This window comes from Cardinium endosymbiont cEper1 of Encarsia pergandiella (assembly GCF_000304455.1).
In the GTDB taxonomy this organism is placed as follows: Bacteria; Bacteroidota; Bacteroidia; order Cytophagales; family Amoebophilaceae; genus Cardinium.
This window is the reverse complement of sequence record NC_018605.1, coordinates 333771-351948: the sequence shown is the minus strand read 5'-3', so window position 1 is coordinate 351948 and position 18178 is coordinate 333771. Positions and strand designations below refer to the sequence as shown.

Below are 18178 nucleotides of genomic sequence, written 5' to 3'. Positions count from 1 at the left end.
TGCATTATTTTTTCCCATTTGATCTATTCATATTAGATTGACGAAAACATACTATATAGCAACAAAACTTTCACTTTTTTGTCCTAATTTTTTAGTCCAGTATAACTAAACACTTACGATTATGTAAGTGAATGTGGTTTAACAGCTGCTACATTAGCGGTCATGCTTACACCTAGTTCATGGGCACAATATACCAAAACATGTCGCGGTAGTGCTCTGTCTACTACTTGCTGATAGCCCATTGTATACTTTTTTTGATGCAAATGGGCTATAATTTCTCCTTTGGCCGCTAATCGAAAGGGCTGTACAAAAATATCCTTGAAAGTAGGGATTGGCTGCTTATTTAAACGTTTATACAATGCTTCTTTTGCAGACCAATAGATGGCCAATTTTTCTAAGGAACCATTGGCATTTTCGATTTCTTCTGCATTTAAATACTTTTTTTGTATGGTATACAAGCTAGATCTTACCATTTCTATGTCAATCCCTATAGGGTAAACAGTAGATAATGCTACTGCCGCTAAATAATGGGTATGGGTAAAACTAAGGTAAAAACTACTATTAGCTAAAATAGGACTACCTTGTTCATTTTTAGCAAGCGTTAAAATAGGTAAATTTAATTTTTCTAATAAACAGTAAAGGGCTATTCTTACGGCTAAAGACTGGCGTATCCTATCTTTTGAAGATAGATTGGCATTTTGAAAATCTGTTAAAAAATGAGGATGCAATTGAAGGCGCAATTTTGTCAAGCTTTCTTCAATTTTCCAAATAAGACAAGAAGTATTAGAAGAAAGCAGGAAAAAATTATAAACAGGCATAGGAAACAAGCTATAGCTTAGAAAGTTGACCTGCTTTATACAACCATTTTACGTGAAAATATATAGATCAAAAAAATTAAACGGTGGTACGTTCAGTAAAACTTTTACGTATCGCTGCTACATCTAAACATTTAATAACGGGCACAAACATAAGGCGTTTGATGGCAGCTTTGCGTTGTGCTGCTTTTATTTTATTTTTTCTTGCTTTACGTTGCAATCTAACAGGCATATGATCTAAATTTTAAGTTTAATAGAAGGCCATTCCATTAGGAAATTTTAACAAGAAGCTGCCCAACAGGATAGCTTTTCTAGAATCTATAATATAGAAAAAACTGATAACTAGCGTGGGCCCTGTAGGATTCGAACCTACGGCCTTCTGTGTGTAAAACAGATGCTCTAACCAGCTGAGCTAAGAACCCAATCAAGAGGACAAATATAGTTATTTTTTTCAAAAAAAGTATTCATTTCGTACGTTTGTATGCATAAGACTATCTGAAGTAATCAGTCCTGAAGTATCATATAATTATTTGTTAATCAGTAAGGCAGTGGCTTCTAAGTGGTAACTTGAATACTTTCTACTAAAAATACTTTTTATTTTCAAAATCCAATATTAAGGACGTTGTTCTAGATCCATAGTATAAATTTTTGTTATGGTATAATGGACTGAAAAATTAGCTATTTTAACGTTAATTCGGGATTAGATTCTTAAGAAGTATCTTGAAAAAGCTCCTTTATCTTTTAAATTTGGAGATACAAAAAACAAATTACCAAAGAAGCCGCTTATGAATGTATTAAAATTAGTTGAAATATATTAACGTAAAATTTGTATTTATTTAACTGATTTACAGATTTATACCGTTTCAATAGACTTTTAAGCTTTGTATTAAAAAAGTACTTTTATATTTAAGGAGGTCTTATGGATTGCTTTAGAGCTAACCTGCGGTTACACTAGATTTAGCAGCGACCAAAGCATCATACTCACTTTTAGCATTTACAACCAATCGTTCATAAGGACGCATACCTGTTCCAGCAGGAATCAGATGACCTACAATAATATTTTCTTTCAATCCTTTTAATTTATCATACTTGGCACTAATACCCGCATCGCTCAATACTTTAGCGGTTTCTTGGAAAGAAGCTGCAGATAAGAAACTTTCGGTAGCCAAGGAGATTTGTGTAATACCCTGCAACTTTGGCTGGGAAACAGCCAATTCTGCTGTCCTAGCTTCAACAGGTACTAGCCCTTTCTGGGTAAGTTTATCATTCTCTTGTAACAATCTGCTAGCAGAAACAAATTCTCCTTGCTTGAATAATTTAGAATCACCAAGTGTGAGCACAATAACTTTATCACGGATTCTATCATTCTCTTCAAAGAATTTAACTTTATCAATAATTTGTCCATGCAATAGCATAGTATCTCCTGGATCCAATACCTCTACCTTACGCATCATCTGCTTAATGATGATTTCAATATGCTTATTGTTAATTTTTTCACCTTGTAAACGGTACACGCTTTGCAACTCATTCATGATATATTCTTGGGTAACCAACGGACCTTTTGTAACTAAAAGATCCGCAGCAGCTACGGCACCATCTGTGATTACCTCTCCTACTTTAACGTAATCGTTATCTTGGACCAAGATATGCTTAGACAACGGTATCATATACTTAACCTGTATACCTTCTTTGGATTCAATAAAAACTTCTCTATTGCCTCTTTTAATGCCTCCATAGGTTACGACACCACTTAATTCACTAATAAAAGCAGTATTGGCAGGTTTTCTAGCTTCAAAAAGCTCTACTACACGAGGCAACCCACCTGTAATGTCTCTGGATTGATTAATAATACGAGGGACTCTAGCCAATACTGCTCCTTTACGTATCCTATCACCTGCTTCTACTACGAGCTGTGCTTTAACAGGAAGAGTATAGGAGGCAATGGTTACACCAGCATCATCAGATAAGATGATACTTGGATGTTTGGTCTTATCCCTGGACTCAATCATTACCTTTGCTTTACGACCAGTTTGCTCATCAAATTCTTCTTGATAGGTAACGCCTTCTTTAAGACCTAGGAAACTGACTACCCCGTCCTGAGTAGCCAATAATACAACATTATAAGGATCCCAATGGTAAAGTTCTTGATCGTAACTTACCATTTGATGGCTTGCTACCTTAAGATGGGCACCATATGGCACATGGGTAGTGGTTAATACTTTTCTTGTATCTGCATCTAAAATTTGTAGCTCAGCAGAACGGCTCATAACAACTTCTACTGCCTGTCCATTTGTATCTACATAACTTGTAACCATCAAGTCTTCAAAATTCACTACACCTGCATATTTTGCTTTAACCTTAGCATCAACGGTAACATTAGAGGCAGTACCTCCAACATGGAAGGTTCTCATGGTAAGCTGTGTACCAGGCTGCCCAATAGATTGGGCAGCAATTACTCCGACTGCTTCGCCAACAGATACCATATTACCAGTGGCTAAGTTTCGTCCATAACATTTTACACAAACACCTTGGAATAAATCGCAGGTTAAAACAGAACGTACAAATACCTCTTCTAATCCCGCTTTCTCTATAGTGTGAGCAATCTGCTCGTCAATTCCATTGCCACGTGCAATTAATAGGACACCTGTTTGTGGATCGAATACGTCTTCTACCACCACACGCCCTAGAATACGTTCTGCAAGTGATTCTACTACCTTATTCTCAACCTTTACAGCAGTTACAGTAATGCCCTTCAGGGAGCCACAGTCTTCTTCAATAACGGTTAAATCTTGCGCTACATCTACCAACCTTCTAGTGAGATATCCAGCATCTGCTGTTTTTAAAGCTGTATCAGCCAACCCTTTTCTAGCACCGTGGGTAGCAATAAAATACTCAATAACGTTCAACCCTTCTTGGAAATTAGAAATAATAGGATGTTCAATAATTTCTCCTACTGATCCTTGTGTACTTTTTTGAGGTCTTCCAATTAATCCTTTCATACCACCCAACTGACGCACCTGTTCACGGGATCCCCTTGCACCAGAAATCATCATCATGTACACAGAGTTAAAGGTATCCTGGTCACGCTCCAACTGTTCCATGAGTTGATTGGTAATACGAGTATTGGTTCTGGTCCAAACGTCAATAACCTGATTGTATCTTTCATTATCGGTTATCAAACCCAACATATAGTTACCCCAAATCGACTCTACCTCTGCAGTAGCTTGGTCAATTAATTCATGTTTGTTGGCTGGTATCTTTACATCATCTAACCCAATAGTCATTCCTGCCTGAAATGCACTATTAAAGCCTAAAGCTTTAATGTTATCTAAAAACTCAACGGTAACAACTGTACCAAACTTACTGTACATATCTGTTACAATACGCTGCATGTTTCTTACATTCAATGTTTCATTAACAAATGCCATCCCATCTGGACAATACTGATTGAATACTACCCTACCAACGGTAGTCTCTATCAGTCTATAAACTTCTGATCCATCTGACTGGATTACAGGCAAACGAAGCTTGATATAAGCATGCTTAGATACTTTTTCATGAGCCAATCCAATCAATACTTCCTCAGGTGCATAAAAAGACATGCCCTCTCCTAATACCACATTTTCGGGTGTACTACGCTTTCCTTTGGTTAGATAATGCAATCCCAAAATCATATCACGGGATGGAATAGTAATAGGAATACCGTTTGAGGGATTCAATACATTATAGGATGCCAACATAAGCAATGAAGCTTCTGCAATGGCTTCTTGACCAAGAGGAACGTGAACGGCCATTTGATCCCCATCAAAGTCAGCATTGAACGCAGTACATACCAAAGGATGCAATTGAATGGCCTTTCCTTCAATCAATTTAGGTTGAAAGGCTTGTATACCCAATCGGTGCAAGGTTGGTGCTCGGTTGAGTAGTACAGGATGACCTTTCAATACATTCTCTAATACATCCCAGATAACAGGGGCTTTTTCTTCTATTAATCTTTTAGCTACTTTTACAGTTTCTGCTACCCCACGCTCTATGAGCCTACGTATGATAAAAGGCATAAATAGTTCAACTGCCATTTCTTTAGGTAACCCACACTCATGCAACTGCAACTCAGGCCCTACCACAATAACAGATCTGCCGGAATAATCTACACGCTTGCCAAGCAAATTCTGCCTAAAACGACCCTGCTTCCCTTTCAACATATCTGAAAGAGATTTTAATGGTCGAATCCCCTCTGAAGCAACAGAATTTACTTTACGAGAATTATCAAATAAAGAATCTACCGCTTCTTGTAACATACGCATTTCATTGCGTATGATGATTTGTGGTGCTTTAATATCTAATAATCTCTTAAGCCTATTGTTTCTAATAATAACTCTTCTATAAAGGTCATTTAAATCAGAAGTAGCAAATTTACCACCACCGAGTGAGAAAAGAGGACGTAGCTCAGGAGGAATAACAGGCAATATACGCATCACCATCCATTCTGGCCGGTTTTCTACTTTTTTATGGACATCTCTAAACCCTTCTACAATTTTTAATCTTTTGACAATCTCCAAACGGCGTTGTTGAGAAGCATCAGTTAGCAACTGCTCGCGTAAGTCAACTGAAAGTTTTTCTAAATCAAGATTTTTTAGGATAGACTCAATAGCTTCTGAACCAATAAGGGCGATAAATTTATTAGGATCTGAATGGCTCAATAATGGGTTATCTGGAGGCAATTCATCTAAAATAGCCAAATACTCATCTTCAGATAGTAGATCCATAGCGGCTATACCATCTTCTTTCTTGATACCAGGTTGAATGACTACATAACGCTCATAGTATACAATCTGCTCAACTTTTTTAGTAGGTATACCCAGCAAATAACTAATCTTACTAGGCAGCACCCTAAAGTACCAAATATGGGTCACGGGAACAACCAACTCGATATGACCGACGCGTTCTCTACGTTGTTTTTTTTCTGTAATCTCAACACCACATCTATCACATACAATACTTTTATAACGAATGCCTTTATACTTACCACAATGACATTCCCAGTCTTTTACAGGACCAAATATACGCTCACAAAATAATCCTTTGGTTTCAGGCTTATGGGTTCTATAATTAATGGTTTCTGGTAGGGTAACTTCTCCTGAAGAACGAGATAAAATAACTTCTGGAGAAGAGAGACTGGCAATGATACCAGAAAATTGAGTGGATTGTGCCCTATTTCTTTTAAACTTCATACGGTTAAACTTGGTAAGCGATGTGAGATATGGAATGTCAAACTGACTACTTGTTATACAAGCGTAATTTCAAGCCCTAGCCCCCTTAATTCATGCATCAACACATTAAATGATTCTGATAAATTGGGCCTTGGGATATTATTGCCTTTAACGATTGCTTCATAGGCTTTAGATCTACCAACCACATCATCTGATTTAGTATTGAGCATTTCTTGTAATGTATAAGCAGCTCCATAGGCTTCTAATGCCCATACTTCCATTTCACCAAATCGTTGTCCACCAAATTGGGCTTTACCACCTAATGGTTGCTGCGTAATTAAAGAATAAGGACCTGTAGAACGGGCATGCATTTTATCATCTACTAAATGAGCAAGCTTGAGCAAATAAACGACTCCAACGGTAACGCTTTGATTAAATGGCATACCTGTTCCTCCATCATAAACGGTTGTTTTACCAAAAGCAGGTAAGCCAGCTTGTTGTAATTCACTGGAAATCTGATCTAAGGTCATACCTTCAAAAATAGGATTGACATACCGTTTACCTAATTGCTCACCAGCCCATCCTAGCACAGTTTCATATAACTGCCCTAAATTCATACGAGAAGGCAATCCAAGTGGACTCAATACCACATCTACTGGTGTACCATCTGCTAAGAATGGCATATCTTCTTGGGGTACAATCTTACAAACAATACCTTTGTTACCATGTCTTCCAGACATTTTATCACCTACCTTGAGCTTTCTTTTTTCTGCAATATAGACTTTAGCTACTTTTACAACCCCTTTGGGTAGCCCATCTCCCGCTTCTAGTGTAAATCTTTCACGCTTAAAACGTACAATGGAAGCGGTACATTTTTTAATATAGTTGCCTAAAATATGCTGGACGAGATGATTTTTAGATGGGTCAGGGGTCCAATTACTGAATACAAGGTCTCCAACTAGATTGGCTTCTGCTGGAATATTATAAAGCGACTCATCACGGTAAATATTTTTAGGAGGAAAGAGCTTTTCAGCAATAAGTGGAGCTGTAAGCTTCGTACCTTCTGCAATAATCTCATCACCAAATTGGTGATAAATACCATTGGTAACCACGCCATCTAAAACCAGCGATAACTTTTGAATAGCTATATCACGCAATTTTAATAATTTTTTAGCATGTGCTTTTTTTAATAACTCCAGCTCTTTTTTGACTTTTTGCTTACTTTCTTTATTTCTTTCAGGACTAGAGAATATTTTAGTATCGATCACAATACCTTCCATACCAGATGGCACTTTTAAAGAGGTATTTTTTACATCGCCTGCTTTATCACCAAAAATAGCCTTTAAAAGCCTTGCTTCTGGCGTCGCATCTATCTCTCCCTTTGGGGTAATTTTACCAATTAAGATATCACCTTCTTTAACTTCTGTACCTACTTTAACAATACCATCAATACCTAACTTGGAAATGGCTTCTTCACTAACATTTGGAATTTCATTGGTCAACTCTTCTGCACCAAATTTTGTATCCTTTACTTCCAAAATAAACTCCTTGATATGAATAGAAGTAAAAACGCCATCCCGTACAATACGTTCAGAAATTACAATACCATCTTCAAAGGTATATCCTTTCCAAGATAAGAAGGCTACTTTTAAATTTTTACCCAGGGCCAACTCTGCATTTTTAGTGGCATATCCTTCACAAAGGACCTGACCTTTTTCTACACGACTGCCTTTAGCAACAATTGGCGATAGGTTAATGCAAGTACTGCGGTTGGTACCTCTAAATTTATCCATAGAATAGGTTACAGAGGCTTCATCAAAGGCAACGAGCGCTTCTTCTTCAGAACGATCATACTGAACCACAATTTTTCTACCATCCACATAAGTAACCAAACCACTACCCTCTGCCGTAGGTAACCCCCTAAACTCTTTAGCGACTCTTTTTTCTACACCTGTACAAACAATAGGCACATCTGGCCTTACCAAAGGAACAGCCTGACGCTGCATGTTAGATCCCATCAAGGCACGACTGGCATCATTGTGCTCCAAAAACGGAATCAAAGAAGCAGCAACTGAAGCAATCTGACTGCTCGAAACATCCATATAATTAACCTGCTCTGGTTTTACCAAAGGATACTCATCTCCATTTCGAACTTTGACTCGGTTATCTAAGATGACACCATTTGCATCTAACTGTACATTAGCTGGAGCAAAATTAGCATGTTCTTCTTCTGCAGCACTAAGGTAACAAATGGCACCACTAAGGTCAACTTTACCATCCTCTACCCGCCTATAAGGTGTTTCGATAAAGCCCATATTGTTGACACGTGCATACATGCAAAGTGAAGAAATCAAACCAATATTCATACCTTCCGGTGTCTCAATGGTACACAACCTACCATAATGAGAATAGTGGACGTCACGAACCTCAAAACCAGCACGATCTCTAGAAAGTCCGCCAGGTCCTAATGCGGATACGCGACGCTTATGGGTAATTTCTGCCAATGGGTTGACTTGATCAATTAACTGAGAAAGTGGATTGATACCAAAGAAAGAACTAATCACTGAAGAAAGGGTACGTGCATTAATTAGGTCTGCAGGCTTAAATAGCTCATTATCTCTAATGTTAATGCGTTCACGAATGGTTCTGGCCAAACGAGAAAGCCCTATGCCAAACTGGGTAAACAGTTGCTCCCCAACAGAACGTACGCGGCGATTGCTTAAATGATCAATATCATCTACTTCTGCCTTACCATTGACTACCTTAATCAGATAATGAATAATTTGTATGATATCTTCTTGGGTCAAAACAGAAGTCTCTAATGGGATATCTAGATTTAATTTTTTATTGATTCGATAACGACCTACTTCACCCAACGTATAGCGCTTACTACTAAAAAAAAGGCTTTCTACCGTTTCACGGGCGGTCTGCTCATCAGGTGCCTCTGCATTACGCAACTGACGGTAAATTTGCTCTATTGCTTCCTTCGTATCATTGGTACTATCTTTCCCAAAGGTGTTATATATAAGATGGTAGTCTGCAGGAGCTGCTTCTGAATGATGCAAAATAACAGAGGGAACACCAGAAGATAAAATGACTTCTATCACTGCTTCATCTAATACTGTATTCCGCTCTACAAGAACTTCATGTCTGGGAGAAACATATTTTTCGCCCGTTTCTTCATCTATAAAATGCTCTACAGTACTTTTTAAAACCCGAGCGGCTAATTTACGGCCTATATATTTTTCCAATCCTGGACCACTTGCCTCTACCTCATCGGCAAGACCAAATATACCTAAAATATCTTTGTCACTACTATACCCAATGGCACGCAACATAGTAGTAATGGGTATTTTCTTTTTCCTATCTAAATAGATATACATGACTGAATTAATATCAACGGAAAATTCAATCCAAACACCTTTGGCAGGCACTACCTTAGCAGCATAAACATTGGAACCACTAATGTGCTTATTTTGAAAAAAGAAAATACCAGAAGACTTATGCACTTGAGAAACCACCACACGCTCTACACCACTTAAAATAAAAGAACCTTGATCGGTCATATAAGGTATATTACCTAAAAAAACCTCTTGTTCAACGCCTTCATATTTCCCAGTATGTTCGTCATTTTGTAACAAGCGTAATTTTGCTTTCAAAGGTACATCATAGGTCAAGCCCCGTTCAATACACTCCCGAGGCGTATATTGGGGAAGCTCTAAATTGTAGTCAATAAACTCTAGAATATAGTTTCGCTTAGAATCTTCAATAGGAAAATGCTCCATAAAAACCTTATAAAGCCCTTCACTTATTCTATTTTCTGGACTAACACCGAGTTGAAAAAAGTCTCTAAAAGATTGCAACTGGATTTCAAGCAAATCAGTGTAGTTTGCGGGAGCATCAACAGAAGGCATATGGCAATTTTGTTTACTAGATTGTGTTTTCTTTACGAAGGTGCTACATGTTTATAACTTATAGAAAGCAAAACTAGAATGCGGTTTTAGCTACATTAACATGAAGCAAGGGAGCGCTAAAGGGTACAAATAGATATGCACTCAGACCTACATAGGTAACCTTTAACGCAGCAAAAATTATATTATATCTACAAATACTCATTGACTATTTCAACTCAACCTCTGCACCAGCCTCTTCTAATTTTCTTTTAATAGTCTCTGCTTCTTCCTTAGGAAGGGCTTGTTTCATCGTATCTGGTACACCATCTACAAACTCCTTGGCTTCTTTTAATGTTAACCCTGTTATCTCTTTTACCAGTTTTACAACTGCTAGCTTAGCCGCACCGCCTGATTTTAAGATAACATCAAATGTAGTTTTCTCTGGTACATTTTCAATAGAAACTGCAGGTGCAGCAGCCATCATCATAGGAGCTGCAGCAACTGGTTCAATGCCATGTTCATTCTTCAAAATATCAGCCAGATCACTTACCTGTTTAACCGTTAAGTTAACAAGCGTTTTCGCTAAATCTTTTAAGTCGATCATAATTTTTAAAGGTTTATAAAATTTAGATAAATATAAAAAAGAGACTTTTTTATTAAGTTGATGCTTTCAAAAAAGTTTCCATAACGCCCATCAAACGTTTTTCGCCAGATTGCATTGCAGCCAGCACATTTAAAATAGGGGCTTTTAAAAGCGTGATAATATCGCCTAAAATCTCTTCTTTTGATTTTAAGTTTGTTAACCTATCCAAATGTTCTGCCCCAATAAATAAATCACCATAAATGGAAGCAGCTTTCAAAACAGGCAAGTTTAACTTTTCTGCTTCCAAAAAAGCTTTTAATATTTTTCCAGGAGCACGGCCACTATCACGGCTAAATAAAATACCTGAAAATCCTTTTAATACGCTTGAAAAAGCAGCCACATGGGCGGTACATTTTTCGGACCGCTCTAGGGCTTTTCGTATGAGGGTATTTTTAGCTACCTGATAGGCTATATTTTGTTCTGCACAACTTTTTCTAAATTTATTTACCTGCTCTACGGTAAGCCCCATAGCGTCTACTATATAAAAGCAGTCGAAAGCAGAAAACTTTTCTACTAGACTTTCTATAACTTGTAATTTTTCTTCTCGTTTCATTTTTCTAAAGCCCAGCGGCAATGCTCCTATCTACAAAAACGCCTCTACTCATTGTGCTAGAAAGACTAATACTATTTACGTAAAGCCCTTTCGAGGAGGCAGGCTTTAATTTAACAATCGCTTTTAACAACTCCATCACATTTTCTACTACTTTTTCCTGGGGAAAAGATACACGACCTACACTACTATGTACAATGCCATATTTATCTACCTTAAAGCTTAACTTCCCACCCTTTACTTCTTTAACCATTTTAGCCACATCCATGGTTACAGTACCTACCTTAGGATTAGGCATAAGCCCACGAGGCCCTAATATTTTACCCAATCTACCCAGTTTAACCATAACGGTTGGCATCGTGATAATCAGATCTATATCTGTCCACCCAGCTGCTATCTTTTCAATAAAATCGTCTAACCCTACGTAATCTGCACCAGCTTGCCTAGCCTCTTGTTCTTTATCAGCTGTACAAAGCACTAAAATTCTACAAGGTTTACCTGTTCCATGTGGTAAAGAGACTGTTCCCCTTACCATTTGGTCAGATTTTTTAGGATCTATACCTAAACGAATGGCAACATCCATGGAAGCATCAAACTTTGTAGAAGTACTTTTTTGCACGAGCTGAACCGCCTCGGTTAAAGTATAGGCTTCCTTAGTATTATCTGTTGCACTATGCTTATCCTTTTTTTGAATCGCCATTTTCATCTCTTTTATTTAACCCAAGGGGCAATACCTTGTACCGTAACACCCATACTTCTTGCTGTTCCAGCTACCATACGCATTGCCGCATGTATATCTAAGGTGTTTAAATCTCGAAGCTTTTCTTCTGCAATTTGTTGAATCTGCTCCCAACTAATACTGGCTACTTTACGCCTATTGGACTCAGGAGAGCCTTTTGCAATTTCTGCAAGCTTCATAATGGCAACAACAGTAGGGGATGTTTTAATGATAAAGTCAAAAGATTTGTCTTGATAAACTGTAATGATTACAGGTACAATTTCTCCTTGCTGATCTTTTGTTCTGGCATTAAACTGCTTACAGAACTCCATAATATTGATACCTTTACTACCTAATGCGGGACCTACTGGTGGAGAGGGATTGGCTGAACCACCCTTAACCCTTAACTTTACATAACCTAAAACTGGCTTAGACATATTATATAAATTTTACAAATGCTTTACAGGCATATTTACAAAGCATTAGAAAAGCTTTTTAACCTGCGTATAACTTAGCTCTACAGGTGTACTGCGCTCATCAAAAATTTTAACCACTACATTAAGTGTTTTCTTTTCTTCAAAAATCTCTTGAACTTTTCCAGAAAAACCTGCAAAAGGCCCATCTATAATCTCAACAACTTCTCCCAGAGCAAAAATAGTATTTAACTTTAAATCGCTAGATTCAAGGTTATTGGTTTTACCTATAATTCTATTTACTTCTGTTTGACTCAATGGAACAGGCGCACCACGCCACCCTTTCACACCTAAGAACCCCAAAGCACCTGTTATACTTTTTAATAACTGCACCAACAAGCCATTTGCAAGATCTGCCTGCAAAAATATATAACCAGGAAATAAGTTCCTGTTTTTTACATGCTTTTTCCCCAAACGAACTTCATATACTTTTTCGTAAGGTATCAACATTTCGCCAACAATATGCTGTAAATTACTTTTTATAAGCTCTACTTGTAGATTAGCTTTTATTTTTTCTTCTTGCTTAGTGACTACTTTAAGCACATACCAATGTAATGCATTCATTCAACTCGTCCATTTTTTAAAAAGCATTATAAAACCAAACAAAAGCTTTTTTTAAAGACCAATCCATAAGCCCAATAAGAAGGGCAAATATATAAGAGACCAACAACACAAGCAGGGCATTACTTTGCAGCCCATGATAAGAAGGCCAAGTAATTTTATACCTTACTTCTTGTACTAGATTCCGTATAAATAGCTTTGCTTTTGACATATTATTTTATGCACGGGTGGAGAGATTCGAACTCCCAGCCTATGGTTTTGGAGACCACCACTCTACCAGTTGAGCTACACCCGTATTTAATTTATGTATTAACACTTGACAATTAGGTAATTATACGGCCTAGCATAGGTTTTGTTTCATAAGCGAAATGATCAGACGCAAACTCATGTTTTACAAGCAATTGAAGAGTAGAGACTTATGAACACTTAGATAGACATTTTTTTATCTTAACTAAGATAGTAAAATAGCCTAGTAGCTACTTTACTATATTGAAGTAGCACCTTAACTATACTATGCAAGCCAGCTCTATGAAACTTAACAATCAAGAATTTCAGTAACCCTTCCAGCACCAACTGTCCTTCCCCCTTCACGAATGGCAAAACGCAATCCTACTTCCATAGCAATACTATGGATAAGGGTAATTTCTAAATTGACATTATCACCTGGCATAACCATTTCCACACCTTCTGGAAGTTTTACTTCACCCGTCACATCTGTTGTTCTAAAGTAGCACTGTGGCCTGTACTTGTTAAAGAATGGAGTATGGCGTCCTCCTTCTTGTTTGGTTAAAACATAGACCTCAGCTTTAAACTTACTATGCGGCTTGACACTTCCGGGTTTACAGACCACCATACCACGTTGAATAGAAGCCTTATCAATACCACGCAGCAAGAGACCTACATTGTCACCTGCCTCGCCCCTATCTAAGTTTTTTCGGAACATTTCAACACCTGTAACCGTAGAAGTCAATTTTTCAGCTCCCATACCAATAATATCAACCGTACTACCGGTGGTAATCACACCTTTTTCAATTCTACCAGTTACAACTGTTCCGCGACCTGTAATCGTACATACCCCTTCTACAGGCATTAAAAAATCTTTATCTACTAATCGTACAGGAAGTGGAATATAACTATCTACTGCAGCCATAAGCTCTTCAACTTTTGCTTCCCACTCTGGCTCGCCATTCAAAGCACCTAAAGCAGAACCACGAATAATAGGCGCATTGTCTCCATCAAAATTATAGGCATTCAAAAGCTCCCTAATTTCAAGTTCTACCAACTCGATCATTTCAGGATCATCTACTAGATCTACCTTATTTAAAAAAACTACGATACCAGGTACGCCAATTTGGCTAGCCAAGAGAATATGCTCCCTAGTTTGAGGCATTGCCCCATCTGTAGCAGCTACCAAAAGAATCGCACCATCCATCTGGGCTGCACCCGTAATCATGTTTTTAACATAATCTCGGTGACCTGGACAATCTACGTGGGCATAATGCCTGTTTTGGGTTTGGTATTCCACGTGCGCAGTATTAATGGTAATGCCTCGTTCTTTTTCTTCTGGAGCAGCATCAATAGCTGAAAACTCTTTTTTTTCTGCCAATCCTGCTTTAGCCAAAACAGTAGTAATAGCAGCGGTTAGTGTCGTTTTGCCATGGTCAACATGGCCAATTGTACCAATATTGACATGTGGCTTTGATCGATTAAATGTTTCTTTTGCCATAGCTTACAATTCTTTAAGATTTTCAATAAAATACATAACTTATCCAATACAAACTTTTGGATCTACGCTAAAATCAACTTCCTCAGATCTATTCTAACATGGAGCCAATGACGGGATTTGAACCCGTGACCTCTTCCTTACCAAGGAAGCACTCTACCACTGAGCTACACCGGCCCTATAGAAAAAAGAGCGGGAGACGAGGATCGAACTCGCGACCTGAAGCTTGGAAGGCTGCCGCTCTACCAACTGAGCTACTCCCGCTTTACCTATCTTTACTGCCAACTAGTGGGGAGAGAAGGATTCGAACCTTCGAAGCTTACGCAACGGATTTACAGTCCGCCCCAATTGGCCGCTCTGGCATCTCCCCTAAAAAACAAGCACAGAATCAGTATATATTATAACAAATAAGTAGATCAATCAAATCTACAAAAAATATTTTTTCGTTACAAAAAAGAGATAAAAATTTATAAAGTTTTTAACAGTAAAAGCAAGTAAGTATACGCAATCCAGACCTATCCGTTAGATTAGATCTACATAAATACTAAAAGAAAACGGCCTAAGCGAATCAGAACCATCAGGACCTTTATCCTTCTGGAATAGAGGAGTTAAATGCATTCCTCCTGTGAAACCAAAACGATGATACCCCACCCCAACTTGTAGTACACAAGCACATCGGTTAAGGTTAAAATTACCATTTGTAACCGAAGAAGCGCCTGAATTATTGTATTCTTCATACTTATACTCCATATTAGCATCGCAACGCAGGCCAAGCTTAAAGCCTAACCAACCATGAAATCCTTCCTTAGGCGCTTCCAAGACACTATTGAATCGAAGCCTAACCAAGAAATCAAGGAAAGGGATCTTAAGAGTGGAACGGTATACCTTCCTACCTGAAGTATTTTTTAGATCCTTAAAACTTACATCATTCTCTGAAACTCTTTTAAGCTTTTTATAGATTATTGTATCTTTACCACGTTTTTCACCAACAAAAGAATAATACAAATTACTCCAACCACCCCCTACACATAAAGCAAAACGAGATTGATTAAGCCGAATACCATACAGAAATGCCCCATCACTACGCAATAAAGCAGACCAATCTAGTTTTTTTACAGCGGGAAATCTTGACGGATTTATTGAGTTTAGATCATATAAGTAATCCATTTTTAGGAGTTCGAATATAAAGCTAAAATAATTCTCTACTAGTGGCAGATAGGTATCTGGCTGATAACTTTCAGTATCCATAGGATCTGCATCAGGTGCAGAGGTATCTGGTTGACTGATTTCAGTATCTATAGGAGTAGGCGCTGCGTTACCTGCAGAGGCATCTGGTTGACAACCTTCAGTATCTATAGGAGTAAAAGCTGAGTCAGCTCCAGAAGCTGCATAGGGAAGATATAAAGCGACAAAAAGAAATAACCAAGGAAGAATTTTTTTTTTCATGTAAATTAATGACATTATAGCGTATAAATATTACTTAACAAAGGTACTTTTTTTTTTAAATATGTCAAAACATTACTTTGAAATAAATTTTTGTTTATTAAATTTGCATAGCAACTATACAATGGACTTGTAGCTCAACTGGATAGAGCACTGCACTACGGATGCAGCGATTAGGGGTTCGAATCCCTTCAAGTCCACATCAGGGTTTCGTCTTTGATAAAGTTTCGAAATGTATTCTCATATTCATTATCTTAAAATTTGTACCATATACCTTTTATTACAATTCTACAACTAATTTCTATAATTTCACAGAGGGTCTTCATATGTAAATCAAGTATCTATAATTCACGTTCCTAATTTTTCAGTCCACTATATCCATTAAGATTAACCGATTAGTAAACTACTTCCAACATAAATCGTTCTTGGAGTAGTGCTATGGCACTGTTTTTTTTGCTTAAGTAGCTTAATTTTTCTTGATCTGTATAAGGTTTGTCGGGAACCATCTGGTTGACTAAAATACCTTGAACATTAACGGTAGGATGGCTCAATTTTTTGCGAATTGCAGGCAACAGTTCTTCTTTTAGACTTTGTAGCAGCTCTACTTGTACTGGATTGATTAATGAAATGGTAACAACAGAACCTTCTACCTTGATGGGCTGACCCATAAGATGATAAGCAGCTATACAACCATTATTTTTAAGTTGTTTACTATAATCAGCAAGAAAATTTTGAACCATCTCTTCCGATATTGCTTCCTTCCCATCACATCCATTTTCTATTTTTTTTTTTAAAGCGGGTGTGTTTGATTTTTTCCTTCCAGCCAATGAAGCCTTTAGTTTTGCTAAGTTAGGAATAGCTATGGTCTCTGTCTGTTGAGTAGATGTTACTGGCTTGGCAGCCAGATGGTCTAAAGTATGGTTTGACTGGGCCAATGGCGCTACAGGTGATTCTACCGAATCAGCTGATCTAGATTTGGCTATAACTGCTTCTTGAGCGTGATCTGATTTGGGCAGTAGGTCTATTGTGCTTTCTGGAATATACAGATGGGCAGTAGCTAGTTCAATCAGTGCCAACTCTACATGCAATCTTTGGTGTTGACTAGATTTATAGCCTATATCACACTGGTTTAAGCATGTCAACGCTTTCAATAAAAAAGGCATGGTACACCTAGTAGCATATTCAGCATAACGTGGACGGATATTATCAGTAACCGCTAAAAGCGGAAGCGTAGCGCTGTCTTTACAGACCAATACATTGCGTAAATGTTCGCCCAATCCTACTATAAAATGGTGCCCATTAAATCCTTTCCGTAAGACCGTGTCATAGAGGGAAAGAACCGCAGGAACATTACCTGTTAAGCAAGCTTCTGTACATTTAAAATAATAGTCATAATCCAGGATTTGAAGATGATCACGTGTGTTGGTATAAGTAATCGTACCACCTATACCTCCAGAAGTAGTGATCAAATCAAACATAGAAAGCGCATCCCGCATCGCACCTTCTGCTTTTTGAGCAATCAGCTGTAGTGCAGATTCTTCATAATCAATAGACGTTTGTTTAGCAATTGTTTTAAGCTGTGTAACAATATCTTCTAATTTAATTCTATTAAAATTAAAGATTTGACAACGAGATAAAATGGTAGGTAAAACTTTGTGCCGTTCTGTAGTAGCTAATATAAATATAGCATAACTAGGGGGTTCTTCAAGTGTTTTAAGCAAAGCATTAAAGGCAGCATTAGAGAGCATATGGACCTCATCTATAATGTATATCTTATATTTACCCGTTTGAGGCCCGTAGCGGACCTGACTCACTAGGTCACGCATATCTTCTACAGAGTTATGAGAGGCTGCATCTAACTCATAGACATGCAGCGCGCGATTGCTACTTAAGCTAAGGCAATTGGCACAATGGTTACAAGGCTCTATTTCTGCTGTAATTTCTAAGCAGTTGATGGCTTTAGCCAATATACGGGCACAAGTCGTTTTGCCCACACCACGCGGACCACAAAAAAGAAAAGCGTGCGCAAGCTGTTGCGTAGCTATTGCATTCTTTAGTGTAGCTGTAATGTGGGACTGACTGATTACATCTTTAAAAGTAGTAGGACGATATTTTCGTGCAGAAACTACAAATTGGGTCATGGGAACAC

The 18178-nt window shown here is 37.8% G+C and carries 13 protein-coding genes and 6 tRNA genes; 1 reads left to right on the top strand and 18 read right to left on the bottom strand.

Annotated features, from left to right (window positions below):
- Positions 1–119: 119 nt before the first annotated feature.
- The 17 genes from AL022_RS01575 to AL022_RS01500 all read right to left on the bottom strand — a co-directional run bounded on the left by AL022_RS01575 (position 120) and on the right by AL022_RS01500 (position 16032).
- Positions 120–818: a 4'-phosphopantetheinyl transferase family protein gene (locus tag AL022_RS01575; RefSeq protein ID WP_014934493.1), complete on the bottom strand. Its 699-nt coding sequence runs from the start codon at positions 816–818 to the stop codon at positions 120–122.
- A gap of 76 nt (positions 819–894) precedes the next feature.
- Positions 895–1047, bottom strand: coding sequence for a hypothetical protein (locus AL022_RS04490; RefSeq protein WP_014934492.1), 153 nt, complete (start codon positions 1045–1047; stop codon positions 895–897).
- A gap of 116 nt (positions 1048–1163) precedes the next feature.
- A tRNA-Val gene (locus AL022_RS01570) sits at positions 1164–1237 on the bottom strand.
- 513 nt (positions 1238–1750) lie between these two features.
- Complete coding sequence (gene rpoC / locus AL022_RS01565; protein ID WP_014934490.1) at positions 1751–6046, bottom strand: DNA-directed RNA polymerase subunit beta'; 4296 nt, start codon at positions 6044–6046, stop codon at positions 1751–1753.
- 53 nt (positions 6047–6099) lie between these two features.
- Positions 6100–9939, bottom strand: a complete 3840-nt coding sequence (rpoB, locus tag AL022_RS01560; RefSeq protein ID WP_014934489.1) for a DNA-directed RNA polymerase subunit beta — start codon at positions 9937–9939, stop codon at positions 6100–6102.
- Between the two features lie 205 nt (positions 9940–10144).
- Entirely contained in the window at positions 10145–10522 is a 378-nt protein-coding gene (gene rplL / locus AL022_RS01555; RefSeq protein WP_014934488.1) for a 50S ribosomal protein L7/L12, read from the bottom strand.
- Between the two features lie 52 nt (positions 10523–10574).
- Positions 10575–11114, bottom strand: a complete 540-nt coding sequence (gene rplJ, locus AL022_RS01550; protein WP_041546063.1) for a 50S ribosomal protein L10 — start codon at positions 11112–11114, stop codon at positions 10575–10577.
- Between the two features lie 4 nt (positions 11115–11118).
- Entirely contained in the window at positions 11119–11811 is a 693-nt protein-coding gene (rplA, locus tag AL022_RS01545; protein WP_014934486.1) for a 50S ribosomal protein L1, read from the bottom strand.
- 11 nt (positions 11812–11822) lie between these two features.
- Complete coding sequence (gene rplK, locus AL022_RS01540) at positions 11823–12266, bottom strand: 50S ribosomal protein L11 (RefSeq protein ID WP_014934485.1); 444 nt, start codon at positions 12264–12266, stop codon at positions 11823–11825.
- Positions 12267–12311: 45 nt separating this feature from the next.
- A complete protein-coding gene (nusG, locus tag AL022_RS01535) occupies positions 12312–12866 on the bottom strand; it encodes a transcription termination/antitermination protein NusG (protein WP_014934484.1) in 555 nt (184 codons plus the stop codon).
- A gap of 16 nt (positions 12867–12882) precedes the next feature.
- Positions 12883–13074, bottom strand: a complete 192-nt coding sequence (secE, locus tag AL022_RS01530; protein ID WP_014934483.1) for a preprotein translocase subunit SecE — start codon at positions 13072–13074, stop codon at positions 12883–12885.
- Between the two features lie 11 nt (positions 13075–13085).
- Positions 13086–13158 (bottom strand) — tRNA-Trp (locus AL022_RS01525).
- A 240-nt stretch (positions 13159–13398) separates the two neighbouring features.
- Positions 13399–14589 carry an elongation factor Tu gene (gene tuf, locus AL022_RS01520; protein WP_014934481.1) on the bottom strand — a complete coding sequence of 397 codons (1191 nt, stop codon included), beginning with the start codon at positions 14587–14589 and terminating at the stop codon, positions 13399–13401.
- A gap of 99 nt (positions 14590–14688) precedes the next feature.
- Positions 14689–14763, bottom strand: a tRNA-Thr gene (locus tag AL022_RS01515).
- 14 nt (positions 14764–14777) lie between these two features.
- Positions 14778–14850, bottom strand: a tRNA-Gly gene (locus tag AL022_RS01510).
- Between the two features lie 25 nt (positions 14851–14875).
- A tRNA-Tyr gene (locus tag AL022_RS01505) sits at positions 14876–14956 on the bottom strand.
- 152 nt (positions 14957–15108) lie between these two features.
- Positions 15109–16032 carry a hypothetical protein gene (locus AL022_RS01500; RefSeq protein ID WP_041546061.1) on the bottom strand — a complete coding sequence of 308 codons (924 nt, stop codon included), beginning with the start codon at positions 16030–16032 and terminating at the stop codon, positions 15109–15111.
- Between the two features lie 123 nt (positions 16033–16155).
- On the opposite strand from AL022_RS01500, the gene AL022_RS01495 reads away from it, so the two are divergent.
- Positions 16156–16229, top strand: a tRNA-Arg gene (locus AL022_RS01495).
- 195 nt (positions 16230–16424) lie between these two features.
- Here AL022_RS01495 and dnaX read toward each other — a convergent pair.
- Positions 16425–18170 carry a DNA polymerase III subunit gamma/tau gene (gene dnaX / locus AL022_RS01490; RefSeq protein WP_014934478.1) on the bottom strand — a complete coding sequence of 582 codons (1746 nt, stop codon included), beginning with the start codon at positions 18168–18170 and terminating at the stop codon, positions 16425–16427.
- Between the last annotated feature and the right edge of the window lie 8 nt (positions 18171–18178).

What these genes read in the sequence shown, in the direction of transcription:
- AL022_RS01575 (WP_014934493.1), bottom strand. Translation starts at nt 818, where the DNA reads ATGCCTGTTTATAATTTTTTCCTGCTTTCTTCTAATACTTCTTGTCTT.
- AL022_RS04490 (WP_014934492.1), bottom strand. Translation starts at nt 1,047, where the DNA reads ATGCCTGTTAGATTGCAACGTAAAGCAAGAAAAAATAAAATAAAAGCA.
- rpoC (WP_014934490.1), bottom strand. Translation starts at nt 6,046, where the DNA reads ATGAAGTTTAAAAGAAATAGGGCACAATCCACTCAATTTTCTGGTATC.
- rpoB (WP_014934489.1), bottom strand. Translation starts at nt 9,939, where the DNA reads ATGCCTTCTGTTGATGCTCCCGCAAACTACACTGATTTGCTTGAAATC.
- rplL (WP_014934488.1), bottom strand. Translation starts at nt 10,522, where the DNA reads ATGATCGACTTAAAAGATTTAGCGAAAACGCTTGTTAACTTAACGGTT.
- rplJ (WP_041546063.1), bottom strand. Translation starts at nt 11,114, where the DNA reads ATGAAACGAGAAGAAAAATTACAAGTTATAGAAAGTCTAGTAGAAAAG.
- rplA (WP_014934486.1), bottom strand. Translation starts at nt 11,811, where the DNA reads ATGGCGATTCAAAAAAAGGATAAGCATAGTGCAACAGATAATACTAAG.
- rplK (WP_014934485.1), bottom strand. Translation starts at nt 12,266, where the DNA reads ATGTCTAAGCCAGTTTTAGGTTATGTAAAGTTAAGGGTTAAGGGTGGT.
- nusG (WP_014934484.1), bottom strand. Translation starts at nt 12,866, where the DNA reads ATGAATGCATTACATTGGTATGTGCTTAAAGTAGTCACTAAGCAAGAA.
- secE (WP_014934483.1), bottom strand. Translation starts at nt 13,074, where the DNA reads ATGTCAAAAGCAAAGCTATTTATACGGAATCTAGTACAAGAAGTAAGG.
- tuf (WP_014934481.1), bottom strand. Translation starts at nt 14,589, where the DNA reads ATGGCAAAAGAAACATTTAATCGATCAAAGCCACATGTCAATATTGGT.
- AL022_RS01500 (WP_041546061.1), bottom strand. Translation starts at nt 16,032, where the DNA reads ATGAAAAAAAAAATTCTTCCTTGGTTATTTCTTTTTGTCGCTTTATAT.
- dnaX (WP_014934478.1), bottom strand. Translation starts at nt 18,170, where the DNA reads ATGACCCAATTTGTAGTTTCTGCACGAAAATATCGTCCTACTACTTTT.